This is a genomic window from Caballeronia sp. J97, assembly GCF_905220305.1.
Taxonomy (GTDB): domain Bacteria; phylum Pseudomonadota; class Gammaproteobacteria; order Burkholderiales; family Burkholderiaceae; genus Caballeronia.
The window spans coordinates 38,222-59,659 of the sequence record NZ_CAJMZL010000002.1 but is presented as its reverse complement, the minus strand read 5'-3'; the positions used below and the strand labels follow the sequence as shown (position 1 = coordinate 59,659).

At 64.8% G+C, this 21,438-nt stretch carries 9 protein-coding genes; all 9 read left to right on the top strand.

The features are described from left to right. Positions 1–12: 12 nt before the first annotated feature. The 9 genes from glgA to treY all read left to right on the top strand — a co-directional run bounded on the left by glgA (position 13) and on the right by treY (position 21,383). On the top strand, positions 13–1,674 hold the full coding sequence (gene glgA, locus U4Y90_RS04595; RefSeq protein WP_321792701.1) for a glycogen synthase GlgA: 1,662 nt from the start codon (positions 13–15) through the stop codon (positions 1,672–1,674). Between the two features lie 424 nt (positions 1,675–2,098). Continuing rightward, positions 2,099–5,503: a maltotransferase domain-containing protein gene (locus U4Y90_RS04590; RefSeq protein ID WP_321792699.1), complete on the top strand. Its 3,405-nt coding sequence runs from the start codon at positions 2,099–2,101 to the stop codon at positions 5,501–5,503. 94 nt (positions 5,504–5,597) lie between these two features. After that, positions 5,598–8,984, top strand: a complete 3,387-nt coding sequence (gene treS / locus U4Y90_RS04585) for a maltose alpha-D-glucosyltransferase (RefSeq protein WP_321793420.1) — start codon at positions 5,598–5,600, stop codon at positions 8,982–8,984. After that, positions 8,971–11,196, top strand: a complete 2,226-nt coding sequence (gene glgB, locus U4Y90_RS04580; RefSeq protein ID WP_321792697.1) for a 1,4-alpha-glucan branching protein GlgB — start codon at positions 8,971–8,973, stop codon at positions 11,194–11,196. The genes treS and glgB overlap by 14 nt, the downstream gene beginning before the upstream one ends. A gap of 429 nt (positions 11,197–11,625) precedes the next feature. Continuing rightward, positions 11,626–12,012, top strand: a complete 387-nt coding sequence (locus U4Y90_RS04575; protein WP_321792696.1) for a hypothetical protein — start codon at positions 11,626–11,628, stop codon at positions 12,010–12,012. Positions 12,013–12,068: 56 nt separating this feature from the next. Continuing rightward, the gene (gene glgX, locus U4Y90_RS04570) at positions 12,069–14,294 is read left to right on the top strand and encodes a glycogen debranching protein GlgX (protein WP_321792694.1); all 2,226 of its coding nucleotides are present in this window, start codon (positions 12,069–12,071) and stop codon (positions 14,292–14,294) included. A 38-nt stretch (positions 14,295–14,332) separates the two neighbouring features. Further along, a complete protein-coding gene (gene treZ, locus U4Y90_RS04565; RefSeq protein ID WP_321792692.1) occupies positions 14,333–16,231 on the top strand; it encodes a malto-oligosyltrehalose trehalohydrolase in 1,899 nt (632 codons plus the stop codon). Continuing rightward, positions 16,228–18,438 (top strand): 4-alpha-glucanotransferase, encoded by a 2,211-nt coding sequence (gene malQ, locus U4Y90_RS04560; RefSeq protein ID WP_321792690.1) that lies wholly within the window; start codon positions 16,228–16,230, stop codon positions 18,436–18,438. Before treZ ends, malQ begins: the two co-directional genes overlap by 4 nt. After that, complete coding sequence (gene treY, locus U4Y90_RS04555; protein ID WP_321792689.1) at positions 18,435–21,383, top strand: malto-oligosyltrehalose synthase; 2,949 nt, start codon at positions 18,435–18,437, stop codon at positions 21,381–21,383. The genes malQ and treY overlap by 4 nt, the downstream gene beginning before the upstream one ends. Positions 21,384–21,438 lie beyond the last annotated feature (55 nt).

Here is a 21,438-nt window from a genome sequence, read left to right as displayed (position 1 = left end):
CAGGAGCTCAACTTGCCTTTGAATGTTCTGCTGGTCGCCTCCGAAGCCGTCCCGCTCGCCAAGACCGGCGGACTCGGCGACATGGTCAGCGCCTATGCTGCAGCGCTGCGTGAAGCCGGCGTCGACGCCACCATCCTGCTTCCCGCTTATCCGAACGCGATCGCCCAGGCCGAAGGCCTGAGCAAGGTCGGCACGCTCACCGGCCTGCCCGGCGGCGACGCCGCACTGTTGCGCGGCCGCATGCCCGGGACCGGCGTGCCGGTGTTGCTGCTGCGCTGCGACACGCTGTACGCGCGCACGGGCCTTTATCAGGACGCGCAGGGCCGCGACTATCAGGACAACGCGATCCGCTTCGCGACGCTCTCGGCCGCGGCGGTCAGAATCGCGCAAGGCGTGCGCGGCGTGAAGAAGCCCGACATCGTCCATGCACACGACTGGCACACGGGCCTGACGCCGCTTCTGATGAAGCATGCGGGCGTGCACGCAAAGAGCGTATTCACGATCCACAATCTCGCATTCCAGGGCAACTATGCGCTCTCGCTTGGTGCGTCGCTCGGCGTGCCGGACAAATGGCTGGTGCATGCGCTCAGCGATCCCGACAGCATCGAGTTCTATGGCGCGTTGAGTCTGATGAAAGCGGGCATCGTGCATGCCGATCGGGTAACGACCGTGTCCGAGACCTACGCGCGCGAAATTCTCACGCCCCGCTTCGGCCATCTGATGGAAGGCGTCCTCCAGAGCTGCGCCGACAAGCTCTCGGGCGTCGTGAACGGCATCGACGAAACAACGTGGAATCCGGCCGCCGATCCGCTCATCGAGCGCAACTATTCTTTCGACGACATGCGCGGCAAGCATGCCTGCAAGCGCGCGCTGCAACGCAGATTCGGCTTGCCCGTCGATGCGTTCGCGCCGCTCATGGCGATCGGCAGCCGCATGACCGGACAAAAGCTCGCCGATGTCGCGCTCGAAGCATTGCCACGACTGCTCGCAAGACATCCGCGTCTGCAGCTCGCGGTGATCGGCAAGGGCGAGGCGTATATCGAAGCGGGCTTCAGGAAGCTCGCGCAGGAATGGCCGGATCGCGTGGGCGTGCATATCGGCTATGACGAAAGGCGCGCGCATGCACTGCACGCGGGCGCGGACATCCTGCTGCACGGCAGCCGCTTCGAACCTTGCGGCCTCACGCAGATGTACGCGATGCGCTATGGCACGCTGCCGGTCGCATCGCGCGTGGGCGGCCTCGCCGACACGATCGTCGATGCGGCGCAAAACGCCGTGCACGGCGTGCGCGACGTGCTGCGCCCATCGGTCTGGTTGCGCGAAGGCACGCGCGACCTGCCTGTCGCGTCGATCCCCGCGCCGCGTGCCTCGCGCGCGCCGACCGGCTTTCTCTTCGAAGGCGAACGCTCCGACGATATCGTCAACGCCGCGAGCCGCGCGCTCGACGCGTACATGCGTCCGCAGGTGTGGCGGGCGTTGCAGCGCAACGCGATGTCCTGCGATTTCGGATGGAACGAAGCCGTCACGAAGATGGTCGCACTGTACGTCGGCCTGAGCGACGCGCGTCCGAGCCGCACCGCACTGCGTGCGCGCCGCGTTCCCGACGTCGTGGAGGCGGCCGCTCGAACGTCCGCGCAGACGCGGGACGCCCATACGCTCGCGCGCACCGCGTGAGCATGTCGGCCGAAGTTGTTCCATAGTAGTGCCTCGACGTAGAGCTGAGCCGGGCACTCGCCGGGCGCGGCACGCAATGTGCTGCCTCGCCCCGTGCGTGACCGAAGGGAGCCCCTTCAGGGATGACCGAGGAAACCCCTTTGGGGATGATCGAAGGCAGTCCCGTGAGGAAGCCCGAAGGAAATCACTTGGGGACCGTGGCGCCCACCGTGAGCGTGAAGCGCGCTCGATGCACGGTGCATCGCGACAACGCGGCCAGGCAGGCGTCGATTCACGCGGCGCCAGGGTGTAATCTGAGTTCCGCCTGAAGTTCGCGCGATTCGTGACGCGCGGACCAGCTCTTCAGCCAGTTTGGCCCGTGAGCGTGATCGCGATTGATGCCCGCATCCCCGCCACCGCAGGACGACTCTGGAAAAGACGAACGATGGAAAACCATCAAGCTCATCATGCGTACGCGCCTCGTATTTACTTCATCGATCCCTTGCTCGTCGGCCCGCTCGCGAACTGGCCCGCCCACTTCGAGCATGCCGCCGGACTCGGCTTCGACCATGTCCTGATCGCCTCGCCGTTCATGCCCGGCAACAACGGGCATCGCGAGGCCGTCGCCGATCATCATCGGCTGCATTCCGTCTTCGAATCCGATGCGAGCGCGTCCGATGCGCTGCGCCAGCTCGCCGACGCTGCCCGCCGCCATAAGCTCACGCTGCTCGTCGATATCGTGATCGACCGCGTGAGCGCCGAAGGCGGGCTCTATCGGGACAACAAACACTGGTTCCAGCCGTTCGAGAGCGCGGATGCGCGGCTCGATCCGCGCAGGGCGCCGAGTCAGCGCGATGTCGCCTGGGCGAACTTCGCCGATGGCGAGGCCGCGCATCATCTGACCGAATGGTGGGCGCGCGAGTTGAACCTGCTCGCCGATGCGGGCATCGGCGGCTTTCGTTTCGATTCGCCGCACGCGGTGCCCGCGCATGTGTGGCGCAGGCTCGGCGCCGCGGTGCGCGAGAAGCATCCTGAGACACGCTGGCTCGCGTGGACCGTCGGCGTCACGCGTCACGATCTGCATGGCCTCGCCGATGCCGCGTTCGACGCGGTGTTCGCATCGACGCGCTGGTGGGACTTCAAGGGCGCGTGGCTCTTCGACGAGCACGCGGCGCTGTCGCGCGTCGCATCGCCGATCGCGTTTCCGGAAGATCCCTTCGGCGCGCGGCTCATCAACGAACTCTCCGACACGAGCGACACCGCGCTCGTCGAACGCGCGTACGCACGCGCCCTCGACACCGCCGCCGCGCTCGGCACCGGCATCATGGTGCCGATGGGCTTCGAGTATGGCGTCGGCCTGCCGATGTCGCCGCAATACGGCATCGCGGCCGAGTACGAACGCGCGAAGAACGAGAAGCGCATCGACCTCACGGCGCGCGTCCGGCGCGCGAACGATCTGCAGCGCAATGTCGGCACCCTGTCGAGCGTCGGCGAACTGCGCGCGCTGACGGGCGCGGGCACGCCCTACGCGGCGCTCATCCGCGCGGATGGCGGCGATCTGCGTCACAGCGGCGACGCCGTGCTCGCGATGATCAATCCGGATCTCGTCGCGCCCGTGCATGTCGACACGCTGCATCTGCTCGAATCGGTGCCGGGCAACTACACGCGCTTCGCGCTCATCGACGATGCCATGGGCAAGCCCGAGCGCCTCGCGCCTTTCATGCTCAAGGCGGGCGAAGTGCGCCTGTATCGCGCGGAAGCCGAGCCGTTCATCCTGCTCGCGCAACCGCAGGTTAAGCGCGGCGCGAAGGCTGCCGACAAGAAGTCGGTGACCGAGGCGATCGCCGCGCCGCGCGTGTCGATCGAAAGCGTGACGCCCTCGGTCGATCATGGACGGTTTCCGGCGAAACGCATCGTCGGCGAGGCGTTGGAGGTTCAGGCCGCGATCTTCGCGGAAGGTCATGACAAGATCGCCGCGGCCGTGCAATGGCGCGCCGCCGACGAAACCGACTGGCACGAAGCGCCGATGAGCGCCGTGCAGCCCGCCGGCCTCGATCTGTGGAGCGCGCGCATTCCGCTCGAACGCGTCGGCCGGCATGAATTCGTCGTGATGGCATGGCGCGACGATTACGCGTCGCTCATCGATCACATGCAGAAGAAGCTGAAGGCCGGGCAGACCGTCGAGCTGGAGCTGGAGGAAGCGAAACATCTGTTCGCGCTGATCCTCGCGGAAGTCAAGACCGCCGACGATGCCGACGCCGACAGCAAGCCGCTCGAAGCGATCGTCCAGGAATTCACGAAGGCCGAGGACGCGCGCAAGCTCGAACTCGTGCTCGCGAGCGCGACGGCGAAGGCGGTTGCAGCGGCGCGGCATCGGCCGTTCCTGTCGCGCGATCCGGTCGTGTACCGGGTCGATTCGGAACGCGCCGCCGCGCGCTTCGCGAGCTGGTACGAGATCTTCCCGCGCTCCATGAGCGACGACGTGAATCGTCACGGCACGTTCATCGACGTGATCGGCAAGATGCCGCGCATCCGCGAGATGGGCTTCGACGTGCTCTACTTCCCGCCGATTCATCCGATCGGCGTCGCGAACCGCAAGGGCAAGAACAACACGCTGACGGCCCAGCCGGGCGATGTCGGCAGCCCGTATGCGATCGGCGGCAAGGAAGGCGGCCACACCGCCGTGCATCCGGAGCTGGGCAATCTCGACGACTTCAAGCGCATGCTCGAAGCCGCGCATGAACATGGGCTCGAAATCGCGCTCGACTTCGCGGTGCAATGCTCGCCCGATCATCCGTGGCTCAAGGAACATCCGACCTGGTTCGCCTGGCGTCCCGACGGCACGCTGCGCTACGCGGAAAATCCGCCGAAGAAGTATCAGGACATCGTCAATCCGGACTTCTATGCGCAGGACGCGAAGCCCGAACTGTGGATCGCGTTGCGCGACGTGTTCCTGCACTGGATCGCGGCGGGCGTGCGCATCTTTCGCATCGATAACCCGCATACGAAGCCGTTTCCGTTTTGGGAATGGGCGATCGGCGACGTGCGCGCGCGCCACCCCGACGTGATCTTTCTATCCGAAGCATTCACGCGGCCGCGCGTGATGAATCGCCTCGCGAAGCTCGGCTTCTCACAGTCGTACACGTACTTCACGTGGCGCGAGAGCAAGCGCGATTTCATCGACTACATGCACGACCTCACGCAGACCGATGCGAAGGAATTCTTCCGCCCGAACTTCTTCGTGAACACGCCCGACATCAATCCGCGCTTCCTGCAAAGCTCGGGGCGGCCGGGCTTCGTGATTCGCGCGGCATTGGCGGCGACGCTGTCGGGCCTGTGGGGCGTGTACAGCGGCTTCGAGCTGTGCGAATCGGCGGCGCTGCCCAACAGCGAGGAGTATCTGGACTCCGAGAAGTACGAGCTGAAGGCGTGGGACTGGAACCGGCCCGGCAACATCGTCACCGAGATCACGGCGCTCAATCGCATCCGCCGCGCGAATCCCGCGTTGCAGACGCATTTGAACATCAACTTCCTGCCCGCGCATAACGATCACATCCTGTTCTTCGAGAAGGCGAACGCATCGCGCGACAACGTCGTGCTCGTCGCGATCAACCTCGATCCGTTCAACGAGCAAGGAGCGGATATCGAATTGCCATGGCAGACACTCGACCGCTGGGGCGTGCATGAATGGGATGCGCTCGCGGTCGAGGATCAGGTGACCGGCGAGAAGTTCGAGTGGCGCGGACGGCGTCAGCATGTGCGGCTCAGTCCGCATTCGCTGCCGTTCGCGATCTGGCGCATTGCGCCGACCTGGGGCTTGCCGAAGCCTCAGCCTTCGGACGAAGGATGAATCCTCAGCAACGAACGAGAGCACACCAATAACAAGGGCGAATAGTCACGCATTCAGCCCATAAGGACATTGGAGCGAAACCGTGGATACAAGGGTGAAGCGCAACAAGAAAGCCTCGATTCTCAGCGACGATCCGCTCTGGTACAAAGACGCGATCATCTATCAGGTTCACATCAAGTCTTTCTTCGATGCGAACAACGACGGCATCGGCGATTTCCCCGGCCTGCTCGCGAAGCTCGACTACATCGCGGAGCTGGGCGTCGATGCGATCTGGCTGCTGCCGTTCTATCCGTCGCCGCGCCGCGACGACGGTTACGACATCGCCGACTATCGCAACGTGCATCCGGACTACGGCACGCTCGCGGATGTGAAGCGCTTCATTCAGGAAGCGCACGCGCGCGGCATACGCGTGATCACCGAGCTCGTCATCAATCACACGTCGGATCAGCATCCGTGGTTTCAGCGCGCACGGCATGCGAAGCCGGGATCGAATCATCGCAACTATTACGTGTGGTCCGACACGGACAAGAAGTACGAAGAGACGCGCATCATCTTCATCGACACGGAGCCGTCGAACTGGACGCATGATCCTGTCGCGGGACAGTACTACTGGCACCGCTTCTATTCGCACCAGCCGGATCTGAACTTCGACAATCCCGCGGTCATCAAGGAAGTGCTTTCCGTGATGCGCTTCTGGCTCGACATGGGCATCGACGGGCTGCGGCTGGATGCGGTGCCCTATCTCGTCGAACGCGAAGGCACGAACAACGAGAATCTGCCCGAGACGCACGCGATCCTCAAGAAGATCCGCGCGACCATCGACGCGGAGTATCCGAACCGCATGCTGCTTGCGGAAGCGAACCAGTGGCCGGAAGACGTGAAGGAATACTTCGGCGATGAAGACGAATGCCACATGGCGTTCCATTTCCCGCTGATGCCGCGCATCTACATGTCGATCGCGAGCGAAGACCGCTTTCCGATCACCGACATCATGCGGCAGACGCCCGATCTCGGCACGACCAATCAATGGGCCATCTTCCTGCGCAATCACGACGAGCTCACGCTCGAAATGGTCACGGACTCCGAGCGCGATTATCTGTGGAACACGTATGCGAGCGATCGGCGCGCGCGCCTGAACCTCGGCATTCGCCGGCGTCTCGCGCCGCTCATGGAGCGCGACCGCCGCCGCATCGAACTGATCAATTCGCTGCTGCTGTCGATGCCCGGCACGCCCGTGATTTATTACGGCGACGAACTCGGCATGGGCGACAACATCCACCTGGGCGATCGCGACGGCGTGCGCACGCCGATGCAATGGTCGTCCGATCGCAACGGCGGTTTCTCGCGCGCCGATCCCGAGCAACTCGTGTTGCCGCCCGTGATGGGCTCGCTCTACGGCTATGACGCGGTGAACGTCGAATCGCAGAGCCGCGATCCGCATTCGCTGCTGAACTGGACGCGCAAGATGCTCGCGGTGCGCCGCTCGAAGCATGCGTTCGGGCGCGGCACGATCCGCTTCCTGCGGCCCGCGAATCGCAAGATCCTCGCGTACTTGCGCGAGGTCGAAGGCGAGCCGCCGATCCTGTGCGTCGCGAATCTGTCGCGCGCGCCGCAGGCGGTCGAGCTGGACCTGTCGGAATTCGACGGATCGGTGCCGCTCGAAATGACGGCGGACTCGCCGTTCCCGGCCATCGGCAAGCTCACTTATCTGCTGACTTTTCCGCCTTACGGCTTCCTGTGGTTCCAGCTTTGCCCGGGCAACATGCGGCCCGCGTGGGCGCAGGCGCCGTCCGAGCAGTTGCCGGAGTTCGTCACGATGGTGATTCGCGCGGGACAGACCGGACCGACGCCGGAGAACGTGCGCCTGCTCGAGTCGGAAGTGCTGCCGAATTATCTGAGCAAGCGCCGCTGGTTCGCATCGAAGGATCAGAAGCTGCATGCGGTGCGCCTCGCCGCGCTGACGACGATCGAAGGCGCGGGCTTCGCGTTCACGGAGATCGAAGCCGACGTCGGCGATCATTGCGAACGCTACGTGCTGCCGCTGTCCATCGCGTGGGGCACAGAGACGACCTCGCCGCTCTATATGCAGCTCGCGCTGGCGCGCGTGCGCCGCAACCGCAACATCGGGCATCTGACCGATGCGTTCGCCGTGCCGCAATTCACCTATGGCGTGATGCGCAAGCTCAAGGAGCGCGCGGTCGTGCCGACGGTGCAGAAGAGCGAGATCCGCTTCATCCCGACCGAGCGTCTCAGCGAGCTCAACTACTATCCCGCCGATCTGCCCGAAATCCGCTGGCTCGCGGCCGAGCAGAGCAACAGCTCGCTCGTGATCGGTGAAAAGGTCGTGCTGAAGCTCGTGCGGCGCATCGTCGGCGGCATTCATCCGGAAGCGGAGATGAGCCGCTATCTGACGAAGCTCGGCTATGCGAACACCGGCCCGCTGTACGGCGAAGTCGTGCGCGTCGATCCGCAAGGCGTGCCGCATACGCTCGTCATCCTGCAAGGCTTCATCGACAACCAGGGCGATGCGTGGAACTACGCACTCGACTATTTGCGCCGCACCGTCGATGAGCTCGCGGTCGCGGTGGAGTCCGAAGAGCACACGCAGGAACGCGATGCGCAGGCCGAAGGATTCGCGGGTTACGGCAGCATCGCGGGCGTCATCGGCAAGCGGCTGGGCGAGTTGCATGTCGCGCTCGCATCGCCGACCGACGACGAAGCCTTCTCGCCGAAGCGCGCCACGCACAAGGACGTCAAGGGCTGGATCGACGGCACGCTGAAGCTGCTCGGATCGGCGCTCGACATCCTTGCGCAGAAGATCGGCGATTTCAGCGAGCACGACCGTTTCCTCGCGCAGAGCCTGCTCGACCGTCGCGAGATGCTCGTCGATACGGTGAAGAAGTTCGTCGCGCCCGATGCCGATGCGCTGTGCATCCGCATCCACGGCGACTTCCATCTGGGCCAGGTGCTGATGGCTCAGGGCGATGCGTATCTCATCGACTTCGAAGGCGAGCCCGCGCGTGCGCTCGACGAGCGCCGCAAGAAGACGAGTCCGCTGCGCGATGTTGCGGGCCTGTTGCGCTCGCTCTCGTACGCGAGCGCGGCGGCGCAATCGACGACCGAGAACGCGCCCGCGCAGACGGCGGATCGCAAGCGCGCGCTCTTCGAGCGCATGCGTGCGTTCGCCGAGGAGAGCTTCTTGCGTGAGTACATGGAGGCGATCGCCACGTCGCCCGAAACGATCGCGGCCGAAGACGTGTTTCAACCGTTGCTCGATCTCTTCCTGATCGAGAAGGCCGCTTACGAAATCCGCTACGAAGCAGCGAACCGGCCGACCTGGATCGGCCTTCCGTTGCGGGGTCTCGCGTCGCTCGCGAGCCGCTTGCTCGGAGACACGGGCGAGCCGCCCGCGCCGGGCACGCGACCCGTGTTCGGAGCAACCAAGGACAATCCGGATGGAACTCAACATGAACACTCGTAGCGATCCGGCGGATACCAGGAATCCGGCGCACGGACTCAATCCGCTCGACATCGACGCGCTCGTCGAAGCCCGGCATCCCGATCCGTTCTCGATGCTCGGCCTGCACGAAACCGATCTTGGACATGTCGTGCGCGTGTTCCTGCCGGGGGCATCGTCGGTGAGCGTCGCGGATCGCGACAACGGCGAGCACATCGGCTCGCTCGCGCGCATCCACGATGCGGGGCTTTACGCCGGCTTCGTCGAAAGGCCGGCGGCATATCGTCTTCGGATCGACTGGCACGGCACGCCGCAGGAAACGCACGACACGTATTCGTTCGGCCCCGTGCTCACCGAAGACTGGCTCGCGCGCCTCTCGCAGGCGGACCCTTACGCGGTGCTCGAATGCCTCGGCTCGCGGCCGGTCACGCACGGCAACGTCGCGGGCGTGCGCTTCGCGGTGTGGGCGCCGAATGCGCGGCGCGTGTCGGTGGTCGGCGACTTCAACACGTGGGATGGCCGCCGTCATCCGATGCGCCTGCGTCACGATGCCGGCGTGTGGGAGTTGTTCATTCCGGGCATCGGCGCGGGCACGCGCTACAAGTACGAGATCGTCACGCGCGACGGCCACACGCTGCCGCTCAAGGCCGATCCCTGCGCGATGCAGAGCGAGAAACCGCCGTCGACGGCATCGGTCGTCGCGGATGCGGACGCGATCGATCACTACGCGTGGACCGATGCCGAATGGATGGCCACGCGCGGCGGCAAGCAGACGCCGCAATCGCCGATCGCCATTTACGAGGCGCATGCCGAATCGTGGCTGCGCGTGCCGGAGGAAGCCAATCGCGGCATGAACTGGCACGAGCTTGCCGAGCGTCTGATTCCGTATGCGAAGGGCATGGGCTTCACGCACCTCGAATTCATGCCGATCGCTGAGCATCCGTTCGGCGGCTCGTGGGGTTATCAGCCGCTCGGGCAGTTCGCGCCGTCGGCGCGCTTCGGCACGCCGGAGCAATTCGCGGAGTTCGTGAACCGGGCGCATGAAGCGGGACTCGGCGTGATCATCGACTGGGTGCCGGCGCACTTTCCGAACGACGCGCACGGCCTCGTGCAATTCGACGGAACGCCGCTTTACGAACATGCGGACCCGCGCGAGGGCTATCACCAGGACTGGAACACGATGATCTACAACCTCGGCCGCAACGAGGTGAGCGCGTTCCTGATCGCATCGGGGATAGCGTGGCTGAAGCGTTATCACGTCGACGGCCTGCGTGTCGATGCGGTCGCGTCGATGCTCTATCGCGATTATTCGCGCAAGGCGGGCGAGTGGGTGCCGAACATCTACGGCGGGCGCGAGAATCTCGAATCGATCGCGTTCCTGAAGCGGCTGAATCATGAAGTGCGGCAGATTCCGGGCGCGATCACCGTCGCGGAGGAGTCGACGGCATGGCCCGGCGTGACGGCGAATGTCGAAAGCGGCGGCCTCGGCTTCGACTTCAAGTGGAACATGGGCTGGATGCACGACACGCTGCATTACATGCAGGAAGATCCGGTCTATCGGCAGTATCACCATCATCTTTATACGTTCGGGATGGTGTATGCGTACTCCGAGCGGTTCGTGTTGCCGTTGTCGCACGATGAAGTCGTGCACGGCAAGGGATCGCTCATCAACAAGATGCCAGGCGACCGCTGGCAGAAATTCGCGAATCTGCGCGCGTATTTCGGCTTCATGTGGACGCATCCGGGCAAGAAGCTTTTGTTCATGGGCGGCGAGTTCGGGCAGTTCGCCGAATTCAATCACGATGAATCGCCGCACTGGCACTTGCTCGATGACGCGCTGCACGGCGGATTGCAGAAACTCGTGCGCGATCTGAATCTGCTTTATACGAGCGAGCCTGCGTTGCACAAGCTGGATAGCGATTCGCGCGGATTCGAGTGGATCGTCGGTGATGACAATGCGAATAGCGTCTATGCGTATCGGCGCACGGATGCCGAAGGGCGCGATCTTGTCGTGGTGTGCAACATGACGCCGGTGCCGAGGTCGGCTTATCGCGTAGGGTTGCCGCGGCGCGGGCGCTGGAGCGAGATCTTCAATTCCGATGCTTCCGTTTATGGAGGGTCGAATATGGGGAATGGCGGGGTTATTCATACGGATGACTATCCGAGTCATGGGAGGGAGCAGTCGGCGGCATTGACGTTGCCTCCATTGGCGACGATTGTGTTGCGGGCTGATTGAGCGATCTTTTTCGAGGGATCTTTTGTGGGGGTTTTCGCCGGATCCCGTTATCGCGGTGGTCTATTGGCACTGCCCCTGTGCGGGGCGGCACCTACTTTCTTTGCTGCTGCAAAGAAAGTAGGCAAAGAAAGCAGCTCTCCCCATCCAAAGTACTTCACGCCGGCCGCGGCACAGGCGATTGGCTGAATGGAACGGCAATAGCGGGTGCCCCCACAAGCAGAACAGGGCTTGGCTCGCACACGGTCTGACAAGCTAGTGATTCGAGGACACTGGTTCAGCACGAAACAGCACCGGCACAGCGCTACGCGCTGCCGCCGAGTCCACAAGGGAAACCGACGAGAAGCACGCGCGGTGAGATGGAAGTGTTAGCAAAGAAGCACGCGCCGACCCGATGGACCCATCGGCTGCGAAGCGGGCCGGAGCCATTTCGTGCTGAACCCGCAAGGATTGCGGTGCGATGAGGCGGATCGTGCGCGATCCAAGCCGTGTTCTGCTTGTGAGGGCACTCGCTACTGGCGGACCATTAGGCCAATCGCCTGTGCCGGGGCCGGTGTGAAGTACTTTGGATGGGGAGAGCTGCTTTCTTTGGTTACTTTCTTTGCAGCAGCAAAGAAAGTGACTGCCGCCCCGCACAGGGGCAGTGCCAATAGACCGATGCGAACACAGGATTCCATGAAGGCAACAGCAAACCAGGCGACTGCGGCACCACAAAAGGGTGCACTGCCAAAAGACAACCGCGAAATCAGGATTCCACAAAAGACCAAGGCCAAAGACAAAAAACCGCACCACCCCCGCAACGAAAAACAAACGGCATAAACTTACCCGACCCCCAACCCAGCAGAAGGCTAGAAGAACCCAGAGGACGGCTGCACATGGCAAATGCACTCCCCGACAAGTTGCTCCCGGGCGCCCCCTACCCGCTCGGAGCCAACTGGGACGGTCTGGGCGTCAACTTCGCGGTGTTTTCATCGAACGCCCACCGCATCGAGGTATGTCTCTTCGACAGCACCGGCCGCAAGGAATTGATGCGCTTCGATCTGCCCGAGTGCACCGATGAAATCTGGCACGGCTATCTGCCCGGCGCGCATCCGGGCACCGTCTACGGTTTCCGCGCGCACGGGCCGTATCAGCCGCAGCAAGGCCATCGCTTCAATCCGCACAAGCTGCTGCTCGACCCATACGCGAAAAAGCTCGTCGGCCCTTGGCGCTGGTCCGATGCGCTCTTCGGCTATCGCGTGCATTCGAACCGGCTCGACATGTCGATGGACCGCCGCGACTCCGCGCCCGCCATGCCCAAGTGCATCGTCACCGACGACGCCTTCGACTGGTCCCGCGACGTACGCCCCGACACGCCCTGGGGCGAAACGATCGTCTACGAAACGCACGTGCGCGGTGCATCGATGATGCGCAACGATATCCGTCAGCACGAACGCGGCACATTCGCCGCGCTCTCGTCGCCGTGGTTCATCGAGCATCTGCAGAAGCTCGGCATCACCGCCGTCGAATTCCTGCCGGTGCACGCGTTTCTCAACGACCGCTTTCTCGTCGAACGCAGTCTCAGGAACTACTGGGGCTACAACACCGCTGCGTTCTTCGCGCCGGAACCCTCGTATCTGTCGACACACCGGCTCAACGAAATGCGCATCGCCGTGCGCCAGTTGCACGCGGCGGGCATCGAAGTGTTTCTCGACGTCGTCTACAACCACACGTGCGAAGGCAACGAACTCGGGCCCACGGTCTCGTGGCGCGGCCTCGACAACGCCAGCTATTACCGCCTGATTCCCGGCGACGAGCGGCACTACATCAACGAGACCGGCTGCGGCAATACCGTGAACCTGTCGCATCCGCGCGTGCTGCAGATGGTCATGGATTCACTGCGCTACTGGAGCACGGCATTCAACATCGACGGATTTCGTTTCGATCTCGGCGTCACGCTCGGCCGCGAAGGCCACGGCTTCGATCCGGGCTCGGGCTTCTTCGACGCAATCCGCCAGGACCCGGTCCTCTCCACGCGCAAGCTCATCTCCGAGCCGTGGGACATCGGGCCGGACGGCTATCAGGTCGGCAATCATCCGCCGGGCTTCGCCGAATGGAACGACAAGTATCGCGACGGCGTGCGACGTTTCTGGCGCGGCGATTCGGGCATGCGCCCCGACCTCGCGGCGCGTCTCACGGGGTCCGCGGAACTCTTCAATCGCCGCTTCAGGAAACCGTGGGCATCGGTGAACTTCGTCGCGTCACATGACGGCTTCACGCTCGCGGATGTCACCGCGTACTCGCACAAGCACAACGAGGCGAATCAGGAGGGCAACAACGACGGCCACAACGAGAATTGCAGCGCGAACTGGGGCGTCGAAGGCCCGACCGAAGATCCCGCGATCCTCGAAGTGCGCGCGCGTCTCGCCCGCTCGATGATCGCGACGACGCTGCTCTCGCTCGGCACGCCGATGCTGCTCGGCGGCGACGAATTCGGCCGCTCGCAACAGGGCAACAACAATGCCTATTGCCAGGACAACGAGATCTCCTGGATCGACTGGGACGCCGCGCAGAGTCCGCCGGGCGTCGAGATGACGGAGTTCGTCGCGAGAGTTATTGCGCTGCGCAAAAACTACCCGGTGCTGCGCGAAACGCGCTTCCTGTACGGCGACCGCGAAGTGCTGCCCGGACTCTACGATGTGAGCTGGTTCGATGAACGCGGCAGCGCGCTCGCGATCGAAGCATGGCAGGACCCCGAAGGCCGCGCGCTCACGCTGCGGCGCGCCGGCCCGGGCGTCGACGGTGAAATCGATGTACTGCTGCTCCTGTTCAACGGATCGTCACAGACGCTCGTGTTCACGCCGCCCGCGCCCCACTTGGAATGGAACGTGCTCCTGGATAGCGCGGAGCCCGATTCCGTGACGCGGCCGCTCGTGGGCAGCGAGCTTACCCTGGCCGCGCACAGCATCGTCGTGATGCTGGCCGAGCCGACCGGCGATGCCGACTGGCAGGCGGTCTGGATGGCGGGCGCGCATCAGGGACCGCGTCTGCTGACGGCCTTGCCGCCCGATCCCGGCACGATGCCCTCGCATCGGGAGCCCGAAATCGATTCGCCTCACTGACTCACGCAGCCCCACAGCAGCAATACAGGCAGGAAATCATGTCCGAACGTCCGATCGATCCGCACAAGCATCACCATGCGTATTGCCTTCCTTTCGGCGCTCATCTGACGGGCGCCGCGCGCGAGCATCCGCGCACGCGTTTCCGCTTCTGGGCGCCTTCGCGCGAAGCCGTGCAAGTGGAAATCCAGCGCGCGGGCGGCACGCCCGAGCTTATCGACATGCAGGCGACCGGCGACGGCTGGTTCGAAGCCGAAGCCGATGGCGGCGCGGGCACGCTGTATCGCTATCGGCTGGACGACGATCTCGCGGTGCCCGACCCCGCTTCGCGCTTTCAGCCGCAAGACGTGCACGGGCCCAGCGAAGTCATCGATCCGCGCGCGTATCGCTGGACTCACACGAACTGGCACGGCCGGCCGTGGGAAGAAACCGTGCTCTACGAACTGCACGTCGGCGCGATGGGCGGGTTCGCAGGCGTCACCGCGCGCCTTCCCGAGCTTGCGCAGCTCGGTGTGACGGCCATCGAACTGATGCCGCTCAACGATTTTTCCGGCACGCGCAACTGGGGCTATGACGGCGTGCTGCCCTATGCGCCCGACTCGTCGTATGGCCGCCCCGAAGATCTGAAGAAGCTCGTCGACACCGCGCACGGTCTCGGCCTGATGGTCTTTCTCGATGTCGTCTACAACCACTTCGGCCCGGACGGCAATTATCTGCACGCGTATGCGAAAACCTTCTTCCGCGAAGGCGTGCATACGCCGTGGGGCCCGGCGATCGATTTCGAGCGTCCGCAGGTGCGCGACCTCTTCTTCGACAATGCCCTGTATTGGCTCAACGAATATCGTTTCGATGGCCTGCGCCTCGACGCGGTGCACGCGATCAACGACGACGAATGGCTTCGCGAGATGGCGCATCGTGTGCGCGGTTCCGTCGAGGCGAGCCGTCACGTGCATCTCGTGCTGGAGAACGAGCACAACACGGCGAATCTGCTGGAAACGCATTTCGACGCCCAATGGAACGACGACGCGCACAACACGTTGCACGTCCTGCTGACCGGCGAACAGGAGAGCTACTACGGCGCGTATTGCGACAAGCCCATCGAAAAGCTCGCGCGGATTCTAGGGGAAGGCTTCGCGTATCAGGGCGATCCGTCGCCGATACACGACGGCAAGCCGCGCGGCGAACCGAGCGCGCATCTGCCGCCCACGCGTTTCGTGATGTTCCTGCAGAACCACGATCAGATCGGCAATCGCGCGATGGGCGACCGGCTGCGTTCCTTGACCGACGATGAATCGCTCTTCGCCGCGACGGCCCTGCTGCTGCTTTCGCCGCAGATTCCGCTGCTGTTCATGGAGGAGCAATACGGATCGAAGCAACCGTTCCTCTTTTTCACCGACTACCACGACCAGCTCGCCGACGCGGTGCGCGAAGGCCGCCGCAAGGAGTTCGCGAAGTTCTCCGCATTCAGCGACGAAAAGCGCCGCGCGCAGATTCCCGATCCGAACGACAAAAAAACGTTCGAGATGTCCTCGCCCGACATCGGCGACAAACAGGACGAAGCGGACCGGCTCGCCTGGCTGCATTTCTATCGCTCCGCATTGACGGTGCGCGCGAAGCTCGTCACGCCGCGTCTGAAGGGCGCGAAATCGCTCGGCGCGGACGTGCTCGGCAATAAGGCGCTCGTCGCGCGATGGAAGCTCGGCGACGGCGAGACGCTCACCGTCGCGCTGAATCTCGGCGACACGGGCATCGCACTGAAAGAGAAGCCGCCGGGCAAGATCGTCTTCGAGACGCCGGCGCGCGCGCAGGATCGCGCGCGTGACGGCGAACTCGGCGGCCGCACGTTCCTCGCCTGGCTCACCGGCGAAGTGAACGAGTATGCGATCGCGCACGACGCGCGACGCTTCGAACCGGCATCCGCCGAAGGGAAAATCTCGTGAGCGCCGCCGCGACGAAAACCCACCCGACGGGCGCCGCCACGCGTCCCGTGAGCAGCATCGAAGCGCTCGCGGAGCGCGCGGGCTTCGAGATCGAATGGCAGAACGCGCACAAGATCATGCAGCGCGTGCCGGAAACGACGCTGCGCATCCTCCTCGAAAAGCTCGGCCTGCCGTGCGGCAACGCCACGCAACTCAAGCAGAGCATGGCCGCCGTCGATGCCGAAATGAGCGGGCGCAAGCTGCCGCCGCTCATCACGGCCGAAGTGGATCGCGGCATCGCGCTGCCGGTGTCGGCGGCGAAACAGGGCGCGCGCTATCGCATCGAGCTGGAAAGCGGCGCGGTGATCGACGGGCGCTTCACGTCGCCCAAGGGCGAAACGGCGCTGCTCTCGCCGATCGCGGAGCCGGGCTACCACACGCTCGTCATCAACGACCATCGCACGACGCTCGCGGTCGCGCCCGCGCGCTGCTACACGCTCGACGACGCGTGGCGCACGCTCGACGAAGATGCGTCGAATGCGCCGCCGCTCTGGGGCGTCGCGGCGCAAGTGTATGGCCTGCGACGCGACGGCGATGGCGGCATCGGCGATTTCACCGCGCTCGCATCGCTCGCGACGCAAGCGGCGAAGCGCGGCGGACATGCCGTCGCGATCAGCCCGATGCACGCGATGTTCAGCGCCGAGCCGAACAAGTTCAGCCCCTACTCGCCATCGTCGCGCCTCTTTCTCAACATCGCGCATGTCGATCCGGCCGCCGTGCTCGGCGCACCGGCCGCGCGCGCGGCGATCGAGAAGGCGGGCGTCGCGAAAGAACTCGTCGAGCTCGAAGGATTGACGCTGATCGACTGGCCGCGCGCATCGAAAGCGCGTCTCGCGATTCTGCGCGCGCTCTTCGCTACGTTCTCCGAAGACCGCGACTCGCCCTTCGCGAAGGACTTCGCCGCGTTCGTCGAAGAAGGCGGACGCCCGCTCGAAGATCATGCGCGCTTCGAAGCGCTGCAGGCCGCGCAGATCGAGCAGAACGGCGAAGGCCACTGGCGCAACTGGCCCGATGCGTTGCGCGATCCGCGCAGCGAAGCGGTGACCGAATTCGCGAACGCCAATCGCCGCGAAGTCGATTTCCATCTGTTCACGCAATGGCTCGCCGCGAAGGGACTCATGCACGCGCAGCACGCCGCGCGCGACGCGGGCATGGCCGTCGGGCTCGTCGCGGACCTCGCCGTCGGTTGCGACAGCGCGGGCAGTCATGCGTGGTCGTATCGGGATGAAATGCTCACGGGCGTGTCCGTCGGCGCGCCGCCGGATCTCTTCAATCAGGCCGGACAATCGTGGGGACTGACGACGTTCTCGCCGCGCGCAATGCGCACGCAGGGCTTCGCCGCATTCATCGACATGCTGCGTGCTTCGTTCGCGCGCGCGGGCGGCATCCGCATCGATCACATCCTGGGCTTGCGCCGGCTGTGGCTCGTGCCCGAAGGCGAAAGCGCGAAGGACGGCGCCTATCTGCGCTATCCGCTCGACGACATGCTGCGTCTCATCGCGCTCGAATCGTGGCGGCATCGCGCGATCGTGATCGGCGAGGATCTCGGCACCGTGCCGCCCGGCTTCACGGAGCGTTTGCAGGAGCACGGCTTGCTTGGCATTCGTGTGCTGTGGTTCGAACGCGAAGTGGACGGCCCGGGTTTCAAGCCGCCGCGCGAATGGGACAGCGGCGTGACCGCAACGACGACCACACACGATCTGCCGACGGTCACCGGATGGTGGCGCGGCGAGGACATCGTGTGGCGCTCGAAGATCGGCCAGACCATGGCGCGCGCGGATGGCCGCGACGCCGTCGAAGTGGCTCTCGAGGAGCGCGGCGAAGATCGCGGGCATTTGTGGCGCGCGTTTCAGGACGCGGGCATTGCGCCGGACGCCGTGAATGCGCCCGACATCGACAATGCACCCGTCGATGAAGCGCTCGCCTTCGTCGCCGCGACGCCCGCGCCGCTCGTCACGTATCCGCTCGAAGACTTGCTCGCGCTCGCGGAGCAGCCGAACCTGCCGGGCTCGATCGACGAGCATCCGAACTGGAGAAGGCGCATGGCGCGGCCCGTCGACGAACTGTTTCTCGACGATGCATTCGCCGACCGCCTGCTCGCCGTCGATGCCGCGCGCAAGCGCTCCGCGCAACCGAACGAACCCCTATCGAAACCCGAATCACCATGACCGTACCGCGTTCCACGCTCAGGCTCCAGCTTCACAAGGGCTTCACTTTCGACGATGCCGCCGCGCTCGTGGATTACTTCGCGCGGCTCGGCGTGAGTCACGCCTATGTGTCACCGATCACGGCCGCGACCGCCGGCTCCACGCACGGCTACGACGTCGTGGACTACACGCGGGTCAATCCCGAACTGGGCGGCGAGGACGGGCTGCGGCGCTTCGTCGAGAAGCTGCGCGCGCACGAGATGGGGCTCATCGTCGATATCGTGCCGAACCACATGGGCGTGGGCGGATCGGAGAACGCGTGGTGGCAGGACATCCTCGAATGGGGCCGGCATGCCGCGCATGCGCGCTTTTTCGACGTCGACTGGCATTCGCCCGATCCCGCTTTGCGCGGCAAGGTGCTCGCGCCGTTCCTCGGCGCATCCTATGGCGACGAGTTGCAGGGCGGCAAGATCAAGCTCGCCTATCGCGCGGATGAAGGGCGCTTCGTCATCGAGTACTACTCGAATGCGTTTCCGGTCTGCCCGGTCGACTACCCCGCCGTGTTTCAGGAAGCGCCCGAGCTCGCGCAGCGCTTCGTCGGCCTGACGACGCAGCCCGCCGATCAGCCGCGCGCCGCCGATGCACGCACCGCGCTCGTCACCATCGCGCAGACCGAGGGCGGCCAGGCCGCGATCGAGGCGATTCTCGCCGCGCATTCCCCGGACACGACTGCGGGCCGGGACCGTCTGCACCGGCTTCTGGAACGCCAGCACTATCGCCTCGCCTGGTGGCGCACCGCCGCGGACGAAGTGAACTGGCGGCGCTTCTTCGATGTGAGCACGCTCGGCGGCGTGCGCGTCGAACGGCCGGAGGTGTTCGAGGCATCGCACGCGCTCGTCTTCAGGCTCTTTACCGAAGGCCTGATCGATGGCGTGAGAGTCGATCACGTCGATGGTCTCGCCGAACCGCGCGAGTATTGCCAGCGCCTGCGCGCGCGGCTCGAAGAGTTGTCGGCGGGACGACCCGAGGCATTGCGGCACGGCAATGGGCGCACTTACTTCGTCGTCGAAAAGATTCTGGCGCGCGGCGAGCCTTTGCGCCGCGACTGGCAGGTCGACGGCACGACCGGCTACGACTTCATGAACGATGTCGGCGCGCTGTTGCACGATCCGGCTGGCGCGGAGCCGCTCGCCGCGCTATGGGCCGAGATCACGGGCAAGAGTGCGTGCTTCGCCGACGAAGCGCTCGCCGCGCGCCGCAAGATACTCGCGGAGAATCTCGCGGCGGAACTGGATCGCGTGACGCGCGCATTGCATCGGATCGCGCGCGATGCGCAGTCCACGCGCGATTTCACGTTCACGTCGATCAGGCGCGCGGTTGCGGAGCTCGTCGTGCAATTTCCGGTGTATCGCATCTATCCCGTGGGCGGCGTGCGTGGCCCCGAGGACGAGCACTTTTTTGCACGGGCGTTCGACGCCGCGCGCGCCGTGCTCGCGCGCGCGGATCATGTCGTGCTCGATCAGGTCGCGCAATGGCTCGGCGGCAAGCTGCCCGACGAATCGCCGCAACCCGAGCGCAGCGAACGCGGCGACCGCAACGAGCGGCCGGAACGCGGACGGGATCGCGCGGCGGAGCGCAATCGCGAGCGCGATCGCAATCAGGCGCAGGCGGGCCAGACTCCGCCGCCGTCGAGCGGTTCGCAGCGTCGCGCGGCACAGACGCTGTTCTCGCAACTGACATCGCCGGTGGCGGCGAAGGCCGTCGAGGATACGGCATGTTATCGGTATGGACGTCTCATTTCGCGCAATGAGGTCGGCGCGGACCCGGGCGAGTTTGCATTGTCCGTCGATGCTTTTCACGCCTGCAATCGCGAACGCCTCGATACGTTCCCGCACGCGATGCTCTGCACGGCGACACACGATCACAAGCGCGGCGAGGACGTGCGTGCGCGCATCGCGGCGTTGAGCGAGATCCCCGACGAATGGGCGGCCACGCTCAAACAGTGGTCCACGTTGAACACACCGTTGCGACGCGGACCGAGCGGCGGACACGGCGAGATGAGCGACATCGACGACTGGGCGCCCGGACCGGCCGCTGAAGCGATGCTGTATCAGACGCTCGTCGGCTGCTGGCCGACCACGCTCGCACCCGACGACGAAGCGGGCGTTCATGCGCTCGCCGAGCGTGTCGCGGGATGGCAGTTGAAGGCATTGCGCGAATCGAAGACGCGCACGAGCTGGTTCGCGCCCGACGAAGCGTATGAGAACGCGTGCAAGGACTTCCTGTTCGATATCGTCGCGCCGCAGCGGCGTAGCGGCTTCCTGCAGGAGTTGTCGGCATTCGTCGCGCGCATCGCGCCGCTCGGCGCGATAAACAGTTTCCAGCAGACGCTGTTACGGCTCACGTCGCCCGGCGTGCCGGATCTTTATCAGGGCACGGAGTTGTGGGACTTCAGTCTCGTCGATCCGGACAATCGTCGGCCGGTCGATTATGAATTGCGTCGCAAGTGGCTCGAGGAAGTCGAGGAGAAAGGACCGCCTTCGGAGCAGCTTGCGAACTGGCGCGACGGGCGCGTCAAGCTGGCGCTCGTGCGGCGCGCGCTGGCCTTGCGCAAGCATTGCGAGTCGTTGTTCGCGCAGGGCGAGTATTTGCCGCTCGACGTGCAGGGCGAGCATGCGGAGCGCGTGATTGCGTATGCGCGGCATGCGGGAAGTGCGTTCGCCATCGTGATCGCGACGCGGCTCGCGGCGCCGTTGCTGGACGCGCGGAGCGAGCTGCCATTAGTCGATCCACAGCGCTGGGGCGATACATCGATCGTATTGCCCGAAGCGCTGCATTCGCGCGCGTTGTTCGATTGGCTGAGTCCCAATGCGCCCAAAGCCGACGGCAAGCGCCTGCTCTTGCGCGATGCGCTGGGGGTGATGCCGGTGGCCCTGCTCGTGGAAGAAGGGGTACCGAGGCCCTAGCAGGCCGTTGAAGCGTGCCGCGCGCTGGCTCTCCGGGATGAGCGAGCGCGCGTTC